Annotated in this window: 19 protein-coding genes; 6 read left to right on the forward strand and 13 right to left on the reverse strand. The window is 67.4% G+C overall.

The window, feature by feature from the left end:
* Positions 1-38: 38 nt before the first annotated feature.
* Entirely contained in the window at positions 39-797 is a 759-nt protein-coding gene (locus MRY80_RS05045; RefSeq protein ID WP_293288670.1) for an SDR family NAD(P)-dependent oxidoreductase, read from the reverse strand.
* Positions 798-894: 97 nt separating this feature from the next.
* Between MRY80_RS05045 and MRY80_RS05050 the strand changes: the two genes are divergently transcribed.
* Positions 895-1797 carry an AraC family transcriptional regulator gene (locus MRY80_RS05050; protein ID WP_293288672.1) on the forward strand — a complete coding sequence of 301 codons (903 nt, stop codon included), beginning with the start codon at positions 895-897 and terminating at the stop codon, positions 1795-1797.
* A 13-nt stretch (positions 1798-1810) separates the two neighbouring features.
* On the opposite strand, the gene MRY80_RS05055 is transcribed toward MRY80_RS05050, so the two are convergent.
* Together MRY80_RS05055 and MRY80_RS05060 are read right to left on the reverse strand one after the other, a co-directional pair.
* Positions 1811-2437, reverse strand: coding sequence for a LysE family translocator (locus MRY80_RS05055; protein WP_293288674.1), 627 nt, complete (start codon positions 2435-2437; stop codon positions 1811-1813).
* Positions 2438-2521: 84 nt separating this feature from the next.
* Complete coding sequence (locus tag MRY80_RS05060; protein ID WP_293288676.1) at positions 2522-2887, reverse strand: hypothetical protein; 366 nt, start codon at positions 2885-2887, stop codon at positions 2522-2524.
* Positions 2888-3016: 129 nt separating this feature from the next.
* Here MRY80_RS05060 and MRY80_RS05065 point away from each other — a divergent pair, with 129 nt between their 5' ends.
* Positions 3017-3838 (forward strand): M90 family metallopeptidase, encoded by an 822-nt coding sequence (locus MRY80_RS05065; RefSeq protein WP_293288678.1) that lies wholly within the window; start codon positions 3017-3019, stop codon positions 3836-3838.
* 47 nt (positions 3839-3885) lie between these two features.
* Here MRY80_RS05065 and MRY80_RS05070 read toward each other — a convergent pair whose 3' ends face one another.
* From MRY80_RS05070 to MRY80_RS05080, 3 genes are all read right to left on the reverse strand, one after another.
* A complete protein-coding gene (locus tag MRY80_RS05070; RefSeq protein WP_293288680.1) occupies positions 3886-4314 on the reverse strand; it encodes a DUF4345 domain-containing protein in 429 nt (142 codons plus the stop codon).
* Positions 4315-4427: 113 nt separating this feature from the next.
* Complete coding sequence (locus MRY80_RS05075) at positions 4428-5471, reverse strand: AraC family transcriptional regulator (protein ID WP_293288682.1); 1044 nt, start codon at positions 5469-5471, stop codon at positions 4428-4430.
* Positions 5472-5515: 44 nt separating this feature from the next.
* Entirely contained in the window at positions 5516-6031 is a 516-nt protein-coding gene (locus tag MRY80_RS05080; RefSeq protein ID WP_293288684.1) for an N-acetyltransferase, read from the reverse strand.
* Between the two features lie 257 nt (positions 6032-6288).
* Between MRY80_RS05080 and MRY80_RS05085 the strand changes: the two genes are divergently transcribed.
* Positions 6289-7329 carry a glutathione S-transferase family protein gene (locus MRY80_RS05085; RefSeq protein WP_293288685.1) on the forward strand — a complete coding sequence of 347 codons (1041 nt, stop codon included), beginning with the start codon at positions 6289-6291 and terminating at the stop codon, positions 7327-7329.
* Here MRY80_RS05085 and MRY80_RS05090 read toward each other — a convergent pair.
* Positions 7270-7728 carry an NUDIX domain-containing protein gene (locus MRY80_RS05090; RefSeq protein ID WP_293288687.1) on the reverse strand — a complete coding sequence of 153 codons (459 nt, stop codon included), beginning with the start codon at positions 7726-7728 and terminating at the stop codon, positions 7270-7272. The genes MRY80_RS05085 and MRY80_RS05090 overlap by 60 nt on opposite strands.
* 65 nt (positions 7729-7793) lie before the next feature.
* Between MRY80_RS05090 and MRY80_RS05095 the strand changes: the two genes are divergently transcribed.
* The gene (locus MRY80_RS05095; RefSeq protein WP_293288689.1) at positions 7794-8696 is read left to right on the forward strand and encodes a metallophosphoesterase; all 903 of its coding nucleotides are present in this window, start codon (positions 7794-7796) and stop codon (positions 8694-8696) included.
* A gap of 32 nt (positions 8697-8728) precedes the next feature.
* Here MRY80_RS05095 and MRY80_RS27270 read toward each other — a convergent pair whose 3' ends face one another.
* The 5 genes from MRY80_RS27270 to MRY80_RS05120 form a co-directional block, all read right to left on the reverse strand.
* Positions 8729-9511: a hypothetical protein gene (locus MRY80_RS27270; RefSeq protein ID WP_346433382.1), complete on the reverse strand. Its 783-nt coding sequence runs from the start codon at positions 9509-9511 to the stop codon at positions 8729-8731.
* A gap of 120 nt (positions 9512-9631) precedes the next feature.
* Positions 9632-10423, reverse strand: coding sequence for an alpha/beta fold hydrolase (locus tag MRY80_RS05105; protein WP_293288691.1), 792 nt, complete (start codon positions 10421-10423; stop codon positions 9632-9634).
* Entirely contained in the window at positions 10413-12170 is a 1758-nt protein-coding gene (locus MRY80_RS05110) for a hypothetical protein (protein ID WP_293288692.1), read from the reverse strand. The genes MRY80_RS05105 and MRY80_RS05110 overlap by 11 nt, the downstream gene beginning before the upstream one ends.
* 193 nt (positions 12171-12363) lie before the next feature.
* Entirely contained in the window at positions 12364-14055 is a 1692-nt protein-coding gene (leuA, locus tag MRY80_RS05115) for a 2-isopropylmalate synthase (RefSeq protein ID WP_293288694.1), read from the reverse strand.
* Positions 14056-14391: 336 nt separating this feature from the next.
* Complete coding sequence (locus tag MRY80_RS05120) at positions 14392-15114, reverse strand: helix-turn-helix domain-containing protein (RefSeq protein WP_293288696.1); 723 nt, start codon at positions 15112-15114, stop codon at positions 14392-14394.
* A gap of 144 nt (positions 15115-15258) precedes the next feature.
* Here MRY80_RS05120 and MRY80_RS05125 point away from each other — a divergent pair, with 144 nt between their 5' ends.
* Together MRY80_RS05125 and MRY80_RS05130 are read left to right on the forward strand one after the other, a co-directional pair.
* Positions 15259-15534 (forward strand): DUF4242 domain-containing protein, encoded by a 276-nt coding sequence (locus MRY80_RS05125; RefSeq protein WP_293288698.1) that lies wholly within the window; start codon positions 15259-15261, stop codon positions 15532-15534.
* Positions 15535-15545: 11 nt separating this feature from the next.
* The gene (locus MRY80_RS05130) at positions 15546-16187 is read left to right on the forward strand and encodes an MSMEG_1061 family FMN-dependent PPOX-type flavoprotein (RefSeq protein WP_293288700.1); all 642 of its coding nucleotides are present in this window, start codon (positions 15546-15548) and stop codon (positions 16185-16187) included.
* 33 nt (positions 16188-16220) lie between these two features.
* Here MRY80_RS05130 and MRY80_RS05135 read toward each other — a convergent pair whose 3' ends face one another.
* Entirely contained in the window at positions 16221-16445 is a 225-nt protein-coding gene (locus MRY80_RS05135; RefSeq protein ID WP_293288702.1) for a hypothetical protein, read from the reverse strand.
* Positions 16446-16488 lie beyond the last annotated feature (43 nt).

A 16488-nucleotide genomic window follows, 5' to 3' on the forward strand; every position in this document is an offset into this window, starting at 1 on the left:
AGGGAAAGGCCGCCGCCGGACGGGCGGCGGCACGCGGGTCATGCGGCGGGCAGGCCGGCCTCCTTGAACCAGCTCACGGCGTCGGCGCCTGCGGGGGTCTTCATCGGCGTGTCCGGCTCGGTCACCGCGCGCCAGACGGCCTGCGCCACGTCTTCCGGCACGGTCACCTCGGCCGCGCCGCGCAGTTCGCCCAGATAGCCCATGACGAAGGCCTCGTAGGGTTCGGGGATCTCCAGCCCCATCCGGGCCATGGCGTTCGGGGCGAAACTCGTGCTGGGTGACGAGCCGGGCAGCACGAGCCGCACCCGCACGCCGACCTGCGCCGCCTCCAGCGCGAAGCTTTCGCTGAAGGCGTTGAGCGCGGCCTTGCTGGCGGTGTAGGCCGCCAGCGCGGGCAGCGGCTTGACGGTGACGCTGGAGCTGACATTGACGATCGTGCCCGCGCCCCGCGACCGAAACTGCGGCATCACCGCCTTCATGAGCGCGATCGCGCCGAGCGTGTTGGTCTCGAACACGGCGCGCATGTTCTCCATCGTGGCGCCTTCCAGCACGTTCAAGAGGCCGACGCCGGCATTGTTGACCAGCGCGTCGAGCGGGCCGGCCTGCGCGACCGCCGCGGCGACGCTGTCGGCGTCGGTCACGTCGACCGGCAGAACGGTCAGCCGGTCATGCGCCGGCAGCACGTCCTGGCCGGTATTGCGCATGGTGGCGACCACCTCCCAGCCTTCGGTCAGAAAGCGCTGCGCGATCGCGAGGCCGAAGCCGCTCGAACAGCCGGTGATGAGGATCCTGGGCATGGCATTGTCTCCTGTTGTGGGCTGAACAGGAGATGGATGGGCGTCTCCGGACTTTCTATCACTGGATATCCGGAATTATTTCGCATATGTCCGAAGCATGAGCGATCCTCTCGCAGACATCGTGAGCCTCCTGAAGCCCGCCCCGTCGATCTCCAAGCTGGTGACCGCCGGCGGGCAATGGATCGTGGAGCGCACCGAGATGGGCAGCCCCTTCTACTGCGCGGTGGTCGAAGGGGGCTGCCTGCTGACGGTTTCGGGCCGCGCGCCGATCGGGCTTGAGGCGGGCGATTTCGTGCTGGTGCCCGAGATTTTCAGTTTCACCGTCTCGAGCCCGGTGTCCCCGGGCCGAGGCGCGATCCGGCAGCCGCTGGAGGTCAGCCCCGGCGTCATCCGCCTCGGCGAAGCCGACGCGCCGTCCGACGTGGTCATGCTGGTCGGGCATTGCGATTTCGCCACGCCCGACCGGAACCTGCTGGTCGCGCTCCTGCCCGAGGTCGTCCATGTCCGCGGCGAGGGCCGGCTGATCGCGCTGATGAAGCTCATCCATGACGAGACGCGCGCCGGCCGCGTGGCGCGCGAGATGGTGCTCGGCCACCTGCTGGAAGTCCTGCTGATCGAGGCGCTGCGCTCGACGGCGGAAACGGGGGCCGCGCCCGGCCTGCTGCGCGGTCTGGCGGATCCGCGGCTCGGCGCGGCCTTGCGCCGGATCCACGCCCATCCCGACCGCCCCCATTCGGTCGCGGCCTTGGCGAAAGCCGCCGCCATGTCGCGCTCGACCTTCTACGAGCACTTCCGGCGCGAGATCGGCACCGCGCCGATGGAATATGTCACGACGTGGCGCATGGCGCTGGCCAAGGACATGCTGGTCCGCCGCGAGGCCCCGATCGCCGACATCGCGCGCCGCATCGGCTACGGCTCCGCCAGCGCCTTCAGCGTCGCCTTCGCCCGCCATGTCGGCCTGCCCCCGGGCGCCTTCGCGGCGAATGGCCGGCAGGGTTGAAGGCCGGCCCCGCCTATCGCTCCTGCAGCGCCAGGCGCGCGCCGAGCGCGCAATATATGCCGCCGACCACCTTGCCCTGCCATTTCAGCACGGTGGGGTTGCGGCGCAGGAAATTGCCGAGGCCGCCCGCCGCCAGGGAATAGACGATCGTGCTGAAGAAGCCGATGAAGGCGAACAGCACGCCGAGCAGCGTCAGCTGCGCGACGACATGGCCGTTCGCCGGCACGACGAATTGCGGCAGGAACGCCAGGAAGAACAGCGCAGTCTTCGGGTTGAGCACTTCGGCCAGGATCGCCTGGCGGAACGCCTGCGGCGCGGTAATCGGTACGCGGCCCTGCCCGAGATCGACCGGCGCCTTTTCGAGGATCGCCTTGATGCCGAGAAAGACCAGGTAGCCGGCGCCCAGATATTTCACGATGCTGAACAGGGTCGCCGAGGTCGCGATGATCGCCGAGATGCCGACGACGGCCATCACGGTGTGGATGATGTCGCCGGCGGTGATGCCCGCGCCCGTCGCGATCCCCACTCTCACCCCCGACGTCGTCGCCCGCGCGACCGTCAAAAGCGTCGCGGGCCCGGGAATGAACACGAACCCGAGCACGATCAGCGCATAGGTTATCAAGCTGGCTTGGTCGATCATGGCAGCCCTCCTCCAGTCGTCCGAGCCGCCAGCAATCCACATCCGGTTTTCAAACACAAGCCCGAAGGCAGGACGTCGCCGCGCCTACGGAAACTGGACGATCACCGCCTCGAAATCGTCCGGGCTGGTAACGCAGGTGTGGTGGCCTTTGCCGGAAACGTCTTCCATGTGCCAGATGTCGCCGACGCCGATATCGCGCGTCGTGCCGTCGCTTGCCGTCACCCGGACGCTGCCGGCGACGCAGATCAGCTTCTGGCGCACCGGCGTCGGGTGCACCGGCTCGTCCCAGCCGGCGCGCAGCCTCAGAAACGCCATCTGCCGGGCCGGCTCGGGTTCGGAGATCTCGATGCGCTGCGCGGGCGGCGCGAAGACCCGTTCGGCCAGCGCCACCTCGACGTCTTCCCAGTGGCTTTCGCCGTCTGCATCGCAGAAAAGCCTGTGAAACCTCATCGCGTCCTCCCCCCGCAACTCGCCGGCCTGGACGATACCGCCGCCCGACACCGCCTCCAAGGGAAATCAGGCGCGTGCCGGGCAAGCATCCCGCTTTTCCCGGCCGCCCCGCATACCTACTTACAGGCCATGTCGACGGGCCAACTCATCCTCCTCCTGCTGCTTCTGACCGGCGCCGGCGCCTATGTCTTGCGCTACCTGACGCGGAAGAGACGGCGCAGGCGGCTGCTCGCCTCGCACCTGTCCGACCGGCAGCGCGCGATCGTCGAAAAGGCGGTGCCGATCGTGCGAAAGCTCCCGCCCGAACTGCGCCGCAAGCTGGAAGGCAAGATCAGGCTCTTCCTCCACCAGATCAGTTTCGTCGGCCTCGGCGAACTGGAGATGACGGACGACATCCGGCTGTCGGTCGCCGCCCAGGCCTGCCTGCTCGTCGTCAACACCGACACCTGGTACGAGAACCTCTACACCGTCCTCGTCTATCCCGACGCGTTCACGTCGCGGCTCAAGGAACAGGACGGCTATGTGGTGACGGAACGCAATGTCGGCCGCCTGGGCGAGAGCTGGTCGCGCGGCCCCGTCGTCCTGTCCTGGGCAGACGTGGAACACGGCGCCGCCGACACGCGGGACGGTCAGAATGTCGTCTTCCACGAATTCGCCCACCAGATCGACGACCTGTCGGGCCACACCAACGCCATTCCCATCCTCGCGAAGGGTCAGAAATTCGTCGACTGGGAGCGCGCCTTCGTCACCGCCTATGACAGGCATGTCCGCAATGTCGAGCACGGCGCGAGAACGGTCTTCGACGCCTATGGCGCGACCAGCCATGTGGAATTCTTCGCGGTCGCAGTCGAGGTCTTCTTCGAAAGGCCTGCGGCGTTGAAGCACGAAGCGCCCGACGTCTACACCCAGCTCGCGATCCTCTTCAGGCTGGATCCGGTGAGCTGGGCGTGAACACGGGGCCGGCCCCAAGCTCCAACCCGAACGCCTGGCTGGCAGGATCACCCGGCCGCGTTCGCCTGCCGGGGAGCGGGAACGGAGATCGCGCCGCGACGGCCGAAGGCGGCGAACAGCAGCGCGGCGATCACGAGTTCGACCGCCAGCGCCGCGAGAATGCCGCCCGCCGGCACGCCGTCCACGATCAGGCCGACGACCCGCCCCGCCGGAAAGGCGAGGAACACGACGAACGCGGCGGCGATCGCCGGATGCGTCCAGGTCGGCCGCACCAGCCCGGCCAGCATCAAGAGCCCCAGCCCGAAAAGGCAGGCCGCCGGCGCGCGGATCTCGCTCAACAGCGTCGGATCGGCGCCAAGCGTGATGCCGTAGCCGGCATAGAATGCCTGCGGCGCGGTCAGGATGAAGCCCCCGATACAGGCGGCCGTGACGCCCGCGAGACCGAGAACGATTTTCTGGAAACGGTTGAGAACCATCGGTGTCTCCCCTGGTTGAACGAACACCGGTCCGTTAGCGGCGAGAGGCCGGCCGCGTCTGTGCGCCGGGCGCCAATGCCTGTGCGCGCCATGCCAAACACGACGAGGAGGCGTCAGAGCGCCTGTTGCGCCGCGCGCCGATAGCCCGCCGGCGTCGTCCCGTTCCACCTCTTGAAGGCGCGCGAGAAGGTGCTCTGGTCGGAAAACCCGGTCAGGAAGGCGACCTCCGCCAGCGCGTACTCGGTGCGCGACAGCAGTTGCTCGGCCAGCGCCCGGCGCGCCTCCGTGACGAGGTCCTGATAGGCCTTGTCGTCGGCGGCCAGCCGCCGCTGCAACGTCCGGCTGCTCATGCCGATGCGGCCGGCGGTCTGCGCCAGCGTCGGCGCGCCCTCGCTCAGGACTTCGAGAATGGCCTCGCGCACGCGCGTCCCGAACCCCGCCGGCTCGGCGAAACCAGCCAGCTCGCCGTCGAGATGCGTGTCGAAGAACGCCGAAATGCTCCGGTCGCCGAGCCGGTTGGGCTTCGCCAGGCGCTCAACCGGCGCCACCAGCGCGTCGCGCGGGGCGTCGTGGAGGATCGGACACCGGAAATGCGCCTGCTGCACGCTGTCGTCGTCCGGCGCGCTGTGCATGAATTCCACCCGCGTCGGCGTGAAATCGCCGCCGGAGACTTCGCGGGCGAGCGCGACGGCGGCCGCGACCGCGATCTCGTTGGTCATGGTCAGGCCGAGCCGCTGCTCGCGGCCCGGGATCACCTCCATCGCCGCCTCCGCGTCGCCGATCACCAGGCGAAAATTGGCGATCGACGTGACGATCCGCCCGTAGCGCTCCACCCGTCGGAACGAACCGCCGAGATCCGTCGCCGACTTGAAGGCGAGGCCGAAGGCGCCGTAATCGTCGCAGCGCATCGACGCGCCGATCAGCACAGGCACCGCCCGTCCGCCGCCCGGCGCGCCGGCGATGCGTTCCATCAGCGCAAAGAACCGGTCGTCGGCGACCATGCGTTTCGGATCGACAGGATCGTCCGGATCGATCCCGGCAATGCCGAACAGCGCGCGCATGTCGGCGTCGGCCAATGGAGAACGGCCAGACATGCGAGAGCGGCCGGACAAGGCTTCGATGGCCTTGTGCACGAAAACGACCGAAATCCATCCCATGCGCGGACTTTAGAAGTGGCGTCCGGCGATGTCGAGCGGCGGGTTCAGGCCGGCTTGCCGGCCCAGCGCACCATGCCGCCGATCGCGTCTGCGGCCTCCGGCTGCAGCGCGCAGACGAGGAACCGCGCCGGGTCGACCGGACCCGGCATCTGCACCCTGCCCCGCGAGATCGTCTCGAAGCCGAACGGCCAGTAATAGGGCTTGTCGCCGACCAGCAGGATGTAGGGCGCGCCCGCCTCCCGCGCCGCGTCGACCGACCGGCGCAGAAGCGCCTTGCCGATCCCCTGGCCCTTCAGCCCGTCCTTGACCGCCAGCGGCCCGAGCAGCAGGCCCTTCGCGCCCGTCGCCGCGGTCTCGATCCAGGTCAGCCGCACCGAGCCGAGCAGCGTCTCGCCGTCCTCGGCCAGCGAGACGAAGGACAGCGCCGGGTCATGCGGCCCCTGCTCGCGCACGCGAAACGCCGCGCGCGAATAGCGGCCCGGCCCGAAGGCTTCGGCATGCAGGGCGTCGATGTCGGAATGATGGGCACCCGTTTCGGGCGCGATGGCGAAGGCAGTCATGATGGCACCAGGCGAAGAAAAGCGATGAACATGCGGAAACGGCCGCTCACGGCCAGACCGTGTCGGTTCATCGTCGCTGGAAAATCGCCTTGCCTTTGCTGCTCATGCACGCCGCGTAGCATCGCAATGCGCCCCGGTCCATCGGTTTTTACGCGCCAGGCGCGTCAACCGTTCCGTTTACGCACCGTTTCACGCTTGTGGCCTGCCGCCCGCGCCGGGAGCGTCTAAATGAGGGCCATGAACAAAGGAGCAATTTCATGGGCCTTCTGATCGACGGCGAATGGCACACGCAATGGTACGACACGAAATCCACCGATGGGCGCTTCGTGCGCACGGACGCGAAATTCCGCAACTGGATCACCGCCGACGGTGAAGCCGGCCCGTCCGGCGAAGGCGGCTTCAAGGCCGAGCCGGACCGCTACCACCTCTACGTCTCCCTCGCCTGCCCCTGGGCGCATCGCGCGCTCATCATGCGCAGGCTGAAGAAGCTGGAAAAGCTGATCCCGGTCTCCGTCGTCTCGCATTTCATGGGAGAGGACGGCTGGACCTTCGACAAGCGGACCGGTTCGACCGGCGACGGCCTCTACAACCTCGCCTATCTGCGTGACCTCTACCGCCGCGCCGACCCGACATTCACCGGCCGCGTCACCGTGCCGGTGCTGTGGGACAAGAAGCGCGAGACGATCGTCTCCAACGAATCCTCCGAGATCATCCGCATGTTCAACACGGCCTTCAATGGCCTGACCGGCGACGACGCCGACTATTACCCGGCCGAGCTGCGCGCCGAGATCGACGCCGTCAACGAGCGCGTCTACGCGACCGTCAACAACGGCGTCTACCGCGCCGGCTTCGCCACCACCCAGGAGGCTTACGAAGAGGCCGTCGCCGACGTCTTCTCCACGCTCGACGCGCTGGAGGACCGGCTGTCGCGGCAGCGCTACCTGGCCGGCGACCGCATCACCGAGGCCGACTGGCGGCTGTTCACCACGCTGGTGCGCTTCGACCCGGTCTACGTCGGCCACTTCAAGTGCAACCTGCGCCGCATCGCCGACTACCCCAACCTGTCGAACTATCTGCGCGACCTCTACCAGCAGCCGGGCGTCGCCGGCACGGTCGACTTGCACCACATCAAGCAGCATTATTACGGCAGCCACGAGAGCATCAATCCGACGCGCATCGTGCCGGCCGGCCCGGTGATCGACTATGCCGCGCCGCATGATCGCGGCCGCTTCACGCCCCTACCAAAGGGGGTCGGGGGCGGCAGCCTCCCCAAATTCGCGAATGCGGCGCAGCGTTGACGCGGTGACGCCGTCCGGCAGCGCGTCGAGCGGGAAGAACTCCGCCTCCAGGATCTCCCGGTCGGCGCGCTTCGGCTCCGTCTGGCGCACGTCCTCGCACAGATAGACGACCACGTGGTCGCGCTTCGACATGCGCCGGTTGAAATGCACCGAGAGAAGACGCGGCGGCTGGCCGAGCTGGGTGTTGGCCTCCTCGTCCAGTTCCTTGGCGAGCGCGTCCAGCACGCTCTCGCCCGGTTCCACCCCGCCGCCGGGCAGGTACCAGCCCGGCACGTAGCTGTGTTTGACCAGCAGGATCCGCCCTTGCGAATCGAAGGCCATCGCCCGCACGCCGAGTGTCATCGGCCGCGACAGAAGGAACCAGAAGTGGAAGAACCGCATTCTTAATTTGGCTGCCATGCGTTTCGGCGTCCCGGTGGCGTTTCTCCGGTTGTATTCCGCCGATCGCAGCTTACGAAAGGGTGATGGTGTTCAAACTCGCACATATTTCCGACGTTCATCTCGGGCCGCTGCCCAAGGTGCGCGCCATCGAACTCGTCTCCAAGCGCATCACCGGCTACATCAACTGGAAACGCAACCGCGCCGCCCACATGCAGGGCGACACCCTGTCCCGGCTGGTCACGGCCATGCAGGGCGCGGGCCCCGACCACATCGCGGTGACCGGCGACCTGACCAATCTCGCCCTTGACGACGAGATCGCCGCCGCCGCCCTCTGGCTCGGAACGCTCGGCCCCGGCGAAGACGTCAGCGCGGTGCCCGGCAATCACGACGCCTATGTGCCCGGCGCGCTCGCCCGCGCGGTCTCGGCGTGGCGGGCCTTCATGACCACCGAGGTCGCCGACGTCCCGACCACCAAGCACGGCTATCCCTACATGCGCACGCGCGGCCCCGTCGCGCTCATCGGCGTCAACAGCGCGGTGGCGACCGGCCCCTTCATGGCCTCCGGCATTCTCAGTTCCAAGCAGGCGAAAAGCATGGCGACGCTGCTGCGCCGCGCGCGCGAGAAGGGCCTGTTCCGCGTCGTGATGATCCACCATCCGCCGGTCCGCCGGGCGGCCGCGCCGCAAAAGCGCCTCTTCGGCATCCGGCTCTTCCAGTCGGTCATCCGCGCCGAGGGCGCGGAACTCGTCCTGCACGGCCACACCCACCTGCCCCAGCGCCACGAGATCGACGGCCGCGACGGCGCCACCGTGCCCGTGATCGGCGTCCCCGCCGCGGGCCAGGCGCCCGGCGGCCACAGGCCGGCCGCGGCCTTCAACATGTTCGAGATCGGCGGAGAGCCCGGCGCATGGCAATGCCGGCTCCACCAGCACGCCCTGACCGGCAAGACCGGCGGCGCGACGGTCACGGAAACCCGCGACCTCTAAACCTGCTGTGGCTGGATTGAGCCAGGGCGGCTCTAGCGCTGGATCAGCAGGTTCTGGAAGGCGAGCAGCAGCGTGCCCGCGCCGATGACGATGCCGAGCAGCACCCAGACAACCGCGTTTGCGATCGACTGCGCCTGCCCCATCACGGTCTTCTGCGCGGCCGGCGCCGCGGCTTCCTCGCGCTCGGGCACGCGGTCCGGGACGGTCTGGGCGGAGCCGTAGGCGTCGAACGCGCTCGACGTGCCCGGCATGCGCCGCTCGCGCACGCCCGCCTCGCTGCGCATCGTCGCAAGCGCGTCGTTGATGCGGTCAAGCGGCCGCTGTTCGGGGGCCGCCCGCCGGCCATTGTCCTCGCGCGCGGCCGAACGGCCCGTCGCCATGTCGCGATAGGAGGTCACCTCGCCCGCCAGCGCCAGGTCGCGCTCGTGGATGCGCATCGCGACATAGGTGACGATCCGCTCGACGATCACCGAGCGGTCGGTCGATTCCGCCAGCACCACCCGCCCCAGCCGCGTGTCGCGCACGAAGCGGTAGGTGCGCCGGTCGGGGCCCATCATCACATGCGCCGTGGCGTCGATCCAGAAACGCGGCTGCAGGCCGGACGTCAGCGCGAAGTCGAAACGCTCGTCGTCGGCCGGCACATCGGCGATCACCGCGTGCAAATCCTCGGCCAGCAATTCAAGCCGCGTGCGCGTGGCTTCGCGCATCTCCACCACCACGTCGTTGCGATCGGCGGCGGCGACCCGCATCTGCCGGACGGCATCGACCAATTTGCTCGTGACAGGATGACCCGGCTTGTCCTGATCGTGACTCATTCACTGCTCCGACAGGATAATATTCATGATTTGTTAACAGTATTCCGGACGTCAGGCGACTCTTTTCAGGCGCCCTCGCCGGGGTTTGAAAGACTTTTCAGGCAGTCGTGGCGGCGATGGTTAACCCGCGATCGCGGCGTTGAGGGTGGCCGCCACGGCATCGCTCGCCTCGTCGGTGAGCATGTGTCCCGCGCCTTCGATCACGCGGCACGAAAACTGCGGCGCGAGCCCCTCGCTCTGCGTCACCGGCAGCACCGGATCGGCGCTTCCCCAGACCAACTGCACGGGACAGGCGATCCGTCCCAGCATCTCGCGCGGGATCTCGCCCTGCCGCATCTCCGGCGTGATCAGCGCGGCAATCGCCACCAGTTCGGCGACCAGCGCCGCGTTCGCACGCTCCTCTTCCAGGCAGTCGAGCGCGGCCTCCGGTATCGGCGCGCCCGGGGCGAACATGGCGGAAAGCGCCGCGCGCAACTCCGTCCGGCTGCGCGCTGCCGCGAAGTCGCGCAGCGTCTGCGCGGCGATTTGCGGGCCGAACCCGCCCGGCGCCAGAAGCGTCAGCGAGGCTACCCGCTCCGGCGCCTGCAGCGCGAGAAGGCAGGCGACGGCGCCGCCCATGGAGAACCCGCCCAGATGGAACCGGTCGCAGCCGATCCGGTCGAGCGTCGCGAGCACCGCGGCCGCTGCGGCTCGCGGATGGCGCGACCCGCCGCTGGCAAACGAGCGCCCGTGGCCGGGCAGGTCGGGAAGGATCACACGTATGGATGGGTCGAGCCCGCCAAGGACGGGATCGTAACTGCGGCCCGACCCGCCGAAACCATGCAGGAGCACCAGCGCGTCGCCGTCGCCGGACCCGGCTTCAGACCACGCAAGCAGATTGTCGTTTGACGCCGGATCGCTCCTAGCCGCCATGCGCGCCCCCGACCATCAGGCCGGCCTCGCGCAACGCCGCCACCAGCTTGTCGGCGGCCGCCTGCGGCATCATCCGGCCGTAGAAGGCGGCCGGGTCGCTGACGAAACCCTCGTGCCGCTTGTCGATGGCCGAAAGCATCCTGTCGCGCAGGTCGTCATTGCCTTCCAGGCTCGCCGCGATCAGCCGCGCGGCGCAGTAATGCGACCGCTCGTGCCCGACGAGATTGCGGCTGGTCAGCGAGACGAGGTCGTAACGGCCGACCTGGAACGCCGCCAGGAAGGTGGTGAAATCCCACCAAGTCGGGTGAACGGGCGCCGCCTTCAGCACGTCTTCCATGATGTCGACGGCCTTCTGGAAGTCGCCCATCTTCACCAGGATGCCGGCATAGCTGGCGCTGACGCTCAGGTCGTAGGGGTTCAGCACGCTCGCCGCGCGGGTGAGGTCCAGCGAGGCGGCGTCCTCGCCGGCGATCTGCATCGCCCAGGCGAGCGACCGGTAGGCCTCCGGCGAGCCCGGCGACAGCTGGATCGCGCGGCGCCCATAGGCGATCGCCTCATCCAGACCGATGTCGAACGGGTTGTCGTAGCCGTCGGTCACATACTCCACCGACAGGGAGGCGAGGTCTGAGAAGACCAGCCCGGAATTGATGCCCCTGTCGACGAGGTCTTCGCCGCAATGATAGGCGGCGACGTGCTTTTCGGCGGACTGGTTGGTGAAATAGGAATTCGCCAGCACGAGGCACTCGGTCAGCGCGTTCAGCCGCCCGTCCGTCTCCAGAAAGGCGTAGATCTGCCCGCCGACAGACAGGAAGCGGCTGGCGATGCGCGACACGTGCCGCCGAATGGTCGGTGGGTCCGCATCGCTCGGCGCCTGGTCCGTGCCGATCAGGATCCCGCTCTCGCGATGGTAGAACTGGATGTTGCTGGAATGCTCGCTGACCGGCACCACGCGAATGTAGAAATCCGACTTCGGTGCGCCGGCCGACGATTCGCCGACCGTCTTGTAGACCACGCTGCCGAAACGCGGGATTGCGTCTTCCAGCGCCACCCGCAACGGCCCGTCGGGGGCCTGCTCGATGGAGATGGAGGGCAGATAGGCGGTCGCCGACAACAGGCCGTGCTCTTCCTCGACCTCCACCGGCTGCTCGGATGCGACCAGCGCGGCGTTGCGGTCGAGCGTGCTCGTCACCAGCATCCAGGCGTTGCCGGCCAGAAGCAGGAACAGGAGCGACAGGCCGAGCCAGATCAGGCGGATGTCGGCCGCGAAGACGCGGCGCGGCGCCGCCCGCGGCCGGGAAGCCGGGATCGTGCGCTGCGGCAGCAGCGGTGCCGGGACAGCCGGGGTGACGACGGACTGCGCCTCGTCCTCGCCGTCGTCCTCGGTCTCCCGATCGGCCGTTTCCTCGTAGGCCGGCACGTAGGAACCGCGCGGTATCGAGATGCGGATCGGGTCGTCCACGCCCTCGTCAGCATAATAGGTGGCGAGAAGGTCGCGCAGGCGCCCGGCCTGAACGCGCACCACGGCGTCTGTGGAAGGGTCGAAATTGTCTTCGCGGTCGAAGACGTCGAGGGCGATGGAGAAGCCCTTCAGCCGGTCGGCCTCACCATTGAGATCGCGTTCGACAATGTAGCTCAGCAACTCTCGCGACCGTTCGGACCGCGCGAAGGTCTCGCTCTTCACTATTCGATCGAGCTCGGCCTGGATAACAGCCGGATCGAACTGCTCCGCTTGTGAGATCGCCGCCAAGTGCCCTGGGCCTCTCTATGCCTACAGATCGCATCATACGTTACCGTACGTAACGTATACATGACAATATTTAGCAGGTATGCAACGCTTTAATCGCGCATTCCAAGCTTCCATCAGTAAATTTTTGAAAACCTGGTCCTGCCTGTATCAAAGTCGGCCGGTTGGCAGCGGCTTACCGACCGACTCTGCTTCATTATGACGCAAGTTTGCGGTTCACCGCAGAAATAATCGCGCCGAGCGACGCCGCGACGATATTCTTGTTGATAGCCGCGCCGAAGACGCGCTCGCCGTCGATGTCGATCTCCATGTAGCAGATGGCGGCCGCGTCGGAGCCGCGCTGCAGGGAATGCTCGGCATAGTCGATGACCGAGACTTTCTGGCCCAGATGCCGGGACAGCGCGTCCAGGAACCCGTCGATCGGCCCGGTTCCGCGTCCCTCGACCGTCACCTGCTCGTTGCCGTCGATGATGACGGCCTCGACGGTGCGCATGCCGTTCTCCTCGGCCCGGCTGGAATGGTTGACGAATCGCAACCGCCGGTCGGGAAGCTCGACATAGGTGGCGATGAACTCGTCATAGATGCGCTTCGAGGTCAGCTCGCGCCCCTCGCGGTCGGTGATCTTCTGGATCACGTCGCGAAACTCCACCTGCAGCGCGCGCGGCAGGTTCAGCCCGTGATCGGCCTCCAGAATGTATGCAATCCCGCCCTTGCCCGACTGCGAGTTGATCCGGATGATCGCCTCGTAGGTGCGCCCGACATCCTCCGGATCGATCGGCAGATACGGCACTTCCCACATCGGCGCCTCGGACGCCTTCAGCGCCTTCATGCCCTTGTTGATCGCGTCCTGGTGCGAACCGGAAAACGCGGTGTAGACCAGTTCGCCGACATAGGGGTGGCGCTCCGGGATGGCGAGCTGGTTGCAATGCTCGTAGACGTCGCGGATGCGGTTGATGTCGTGGATGTCCAGCGCCGGATCGACGCCTTGCGTGAACATGTTGAGCGCCAGCGTGACGACGTCGACATTGCCGGTGCGCTCGCCATTGCCGAACAGCGTGCCTTCCACGCGGTCGGCGCCGGCCATCAGCCCCAGTTCGGTCGCCGCGATGCCGGTGCCGCGGTCATTGTGCGGATGCAGCGAGACGATCAGGTTCTCGCGATTGTCGAGGTTGCGGCACATCCACTCGATCTGGTCGGCATGGATGTTCGGCGTCGACATCTCCACCGTCGCCGGCAGGTTGATGATCAGCTTGTTGTCCGGCGTCGGCCGCACCACCTCGGCGACCGCGTTGCAGATCTCCAGCGCCACCTCCAGTTCGGTGCCGGTGAAGCTCTCCGGCGAATACTGGAAGCGGAACCCGCCGCCGGCCTTTTCCGCCATGTCGGTGATCATCTTGGCCGCGTCCACCGCGATCTGCTTGATCCCGGCGACGTCCTTGCCGAACACCACCCGGCGCTGCAATTCGCTGGTTGAATTGTAGAAATGCACGATCGGCCGATGCGCGCCCTCCAGCGCCTCGAAGGTCCGCGTGATCAGTTCCGGCCGGCACTGCACCAGCACCTGCATCGACACGTCCTCGGGCACCTCGCCTTCTTCCACGCACCAGCGCGCGAAGTCGAAATCCGTCTGCGAGGCGGACGGGAAGCCGATCTCGATTTCCTTGAAGCCCATGTCGAGCAGCAGGCCGAACATCCGCGTCTTGCGCTCCGGGCCCATCGGGTCGACGAGCGCCTGGTTGCCGTCGCGCAGGTCGACGGAGCACCAGATCGGCGCTTGCGTGATCGTCTTCGACGGCCAGGTCCGGTCCGGCAAATCGACGGTCGGATAGGGTCGGTACTTGGTGGAAGCTTCGGGCATGCCGCGCGTGGCGGGCGAATGAACAGTCATGGCGTCGGTCTCTTGTCCTGTCCGCCGCGGCCCGTCATTGACGGCGCTCAACGGCGCAGACCTTCTAAGGTCTTTCAAATTGCGATGTAAAGCGTGGAGAGGAGCTCGGGCCGACGGGCCAGACCGGCCGCCGGGCGCTCCTCAAGGGACCCGGCAACCGCGAGTAAGAAGAAGCGGCAGCGCGCGCAGAAGCATCCTGGCCAAAGCGGCCGGCGCGATGCGAGCAAGGGTGCGCGACGTGTTCATGGCCGGAAGGGATACAGGCAGGGGGGAGTTGAGGTCAAGTCCGCGCATGGTGATTGAGCGACCGGCGCCGCTGTCCGCCCGGCACGGCAGTCAGGAAAGCGGCCGCAACACCCTGAGTTCCGGCGGGCGCTTGGGGATCGACGACACCGAGCTCAGTCCGAGCCATGTTGCGACGTCGCGCGTGTAGCGTGGCGGCCCGTCCACATGCAGCCGGCCCTCGTCCTGCGCCCGTCGAAGCGTCAGCCATCCCATCCAGACACGCGTGAAATCCTTCACGCTGGCCTCGATGCGCACGTCGATATCGTGGCCGGGATCGATGTAGCAGACATCGACGTCACCCGCCTCGACGACGAGCCAGTGGTCGGTCTTGCCGTCCGGACCGTCCGGAAAATGAAAATGCAACACGAAGCGCGCCGGCAGGTCCGTCGGCACCCGCAGGTTCCTGCGCACGTCCCACATCAGGAAATCGGTGTCCACGTCCTCGAGCGACGGTTCGGTGTCGATCCACTCCTGGCCCCATTCGGCCACGCTGCGGATGATCGGGCCGAGCGACCGGCCGGCCTCGGACAGGCGGTAATGCGTCGGCCGCCCCCGGCCGCCGGCGTCCCGCGTGACGAGGCCGGCCTGCTCCAGTTCCCGCAGCCGCTTCGACAGCATGCTCCTCGACATGAGCGGAACGCCGCGGGCGATGTCGTTGAACTGCGTCGATCCCTCCAGCAGCTCTCGCAGGAGCAGCATCGTCCAACGCGTTCCGAGAATTTCCGCGGCCATCGAGAGCGGACAGTACTGCCCGTAATGGGGTCGCCTCTGCATGCTGCAACTCCTTGGTCGTGCCGTGACCCTACCACGCGATATTCGGCAAACCAGTTCGAAAACCGGACTGGATGCCCATGCGTCACTTCGACTGAGATGGGTTCCGTGAGCTGCCGGCGGTCGGCAGCGTGTCAGGAGGACGTCATGAAGAAATACGTGATCGAACGAGACATTCCCGGCGCCGGCGCCATGACCGACGCCGAGGCCGTCGCCGCGGCGCGCAACTCCAACGCGGCGCTGGCCCAGCTCGCCCCGACGGTCCAATGGCAGCACAGCCACGTGGCGGGCGACAAGATCTTCTGCGTCTATCTGGCCGACGACGAAGAGGCGATCCGCAAGCATTCCGAGATCAGCGGCATCCCGATCACCGCGATCTTCCAGGTCGATCGCCTCATGGATCCGGCCTCGGCGCTGACGTGAGGACGCGCGCAATGGCCGACGTCTTCGGAATTCCCGTCGAGGAAGAGATCACCGGACAGGCGGCGCTGCGCCAGTACCGCAAGCCGCCATCGCGCTTCGTGTCGCACAAGGTGATCGACCATGTCGACGACCTGGCGGCCCGCTTCATCGCCGCGTCGTCGATGGTCGTGCTCGCCACGCGCCGTGCCGACGGCGGCGTCGATCTGACGCCGCGCGGCGATCCGGCCGGCTTCGTCCAGGTGTTGAACGAGCGGGTCATCGCCCTGCCCGACCGCCCCGGAAACAACCGGGTCGACGCCTTCGAGAACATCCTGCGCGACCCCGGCGTCGGGCTGTTCTTCATCATCCCCGGCCATCGCGACAGCCTGCGGATTTCGGGAACCGCGCGGATCGTGCGCGACCGGACCCTCATGCAGCGCATGGCAATGCGCGGGCACGTCCCCGATCTCGCGCTTCTCGTGCGGGTTGAGCGACTTCTCAGCCATTGCCCCAAGGCCTTCATCCGCGCCGCCCTGTGGGACAGCGACGCTTGGCCGGACGCGACCGGCGTCCCCTCGGCGGGCGAATTCCTGAAAGCCCATGGGAACCTGCCCGATCCGGTCGCCGACGTCGATGCGGTCGTGGCCCGGGACCGCGAGACGCGCCTCTACTGACGCCTCCGGCCGGGGCAATCGCCGCGGCCGGTCTCAAAAACCGTGCGGATGAAAACCGCCAGCCGAGCGGGGATCCATCGAAGCCAGGCTCCTGCGCGGCAGGCCCAGATCCGCGCGATCGCGCTCGCCAAGCGCATCGACATGCATGCGCCGGCGGCGCGTCAGCACGGCCAGCGCCTGCCGCAACCGGCGCCAGTTGATCGTCGGCAGGATCCGCCCGGCCGCACTGGCGGGAGCGTGGATGGTTTCCTCGGACATAGCGGCATCTCCTCTCGGTTTCGATGCGCCAAGCATGTCCGCG

The organism is Oricola sp. (assembly GCF_022763245.1).
In the GTDB taxonomy this organism is placed as follows: Bacteria; Pseudomonadota; Alphaproteobacteria; order Rhizobiales; family Rhizobiaceae; genus Oricola.

What these genes read in the sequence shown, in the direction of transcription:
- MRY80_RS05080 (WP_293288684.1), bottom strand. Translation starts at nt 6,031, where the DNA reads ATGACTGCCTTCGCCATCGCGCCCGAAACGGGTGCCCATCATTCCGAC.
- MRY80_RS05075 (WP_293288682.1), bottom strand. Translation starts at nt 5,471, where the DNA reads ATGGGATGGATTTCGGTCGTTTTCGTGCACAAGGCCATCGAAGCCTTG.
- leuA (WP_293288694.1), bottom strand. Translation starts at nt 14,055, where the DNA reads ATGACTGTTCATTCGCCCGCCACGCGCGGCATGCCCGAAGCTTCCACC.
- MRY80_RS05070 (WP_293288680.1), bottom strand. Translation starts at nt 4,314, where the DNA reads ATGGTTCTCAACCGTTTCCAGAAAATCGTTCTCGGTCTCGCGGGCGTC.
- MRY80_RS05060 (WP_293288676.1), bottom strand. Translation starts at nt 2,887, where the DNA reads ATGAGGTTTCACAGGCTTTTCTGCGATGCAGACGGCGAAAGCCACTGG.
- MRY80_RS05085 (WP_293288685.1), top strand. Translation starts at nt 6,289, where the DNA reads ATGGGCCTTCTGATCGACGGCGAATGGCACACGCAATGGTACGACACG.
- MRY80_RS27270 (WP_346433382.1), bottom strand. Translation starts at nt 9,511, where the DNA reads ATGAGTCACGATCAGGACAAGCCGGGTCATCCTGTCACGAGCAAATTG.
- MRY80_RS05050 (WP_293288672.1), top strand. Translation starts at nt 895, where the DNA reads ATGAGCGATCCTCTCGCAGACATCGTGAGCCTCCTGAAGCCCGCCCCG.
- MRY80_RS05125 (WP_293288698.1), top strand. Translation starts at nt 15,259, where the DNA reads ATGAAGAAATACGTGATCGAACGAGACATTCCCGGCGCCGGCGCCATG.
- MRY80_RS05105 (WP_293288691.1), bottom strand. Translation starts at nt 10,423, where the DNA reads ATGGCGGCTAGGAGCGATCCGGCGTCAAACGACAATCTGCTTGCGTGG.
- MRY80_RS05120 (WP_293288696.1), bottom strand. Translation starts at nt 15,114, where the DNA reads ATGCAGAGGCGACCCCATTACGGGCAGTACTGTCCGCTCTCGATGGCC.
- MRY80_RS05045 (WP_293288670.1), bottom strand. Translation starts at nt 797, where the DNA reads ATGCCCAGGATCCTCATCACCGGCTGTTCGAGCGGCTTCGGCCTCGCG.
- MRY80_RS05095 (WP_293288689.1), top strand. Translation starts at nt 7,794, where the DNA reads ATGGTGTTCAAACTCGCACATATTTCCGACGTTCATCTCGGGCCGCTG.
- MRY80_RS05090 (WP_293288687.1), bottom strand. Translation starts at nt 7,728, where the DNA reads ATGGCAGCCAAATTAAGAATGCGGTTCTTCCACTTCTGGTTCCTTCTG.
- MRY80_RS05055 (WP_293288674.1), bottom strand. Translation starts at nt 2,437, where the DNA reads ATGATCGACCAAGCCAGCTTGATAACCTATGCGCTGATCGTGCTCGGG.
- MRY80_RS05130 (WP_293288700.1), top strand. Translation starts at nt 15,546, where the DNA reads ATGGCCGACGTCTTCGGAATTCCCGTCGAGGAAGAGATCACCGGACAG.
- MRY80_RS05065 (WP_293288678.1), top strand. Translation starts at nt 3,017, where the DNA reads ATGTCGACGGGCCAACTCATCCTCCTCCTGCTGCTTCTGACCGGCGCC.
- MRY80_RS05135 (WP_293288702.1), bottom strand. Translation starts at nt 16,445, where the DNA reads ATGTCCGAGGAAACCATCCACGCTCCCGCCAGTGCGGCCGGGCGGATC.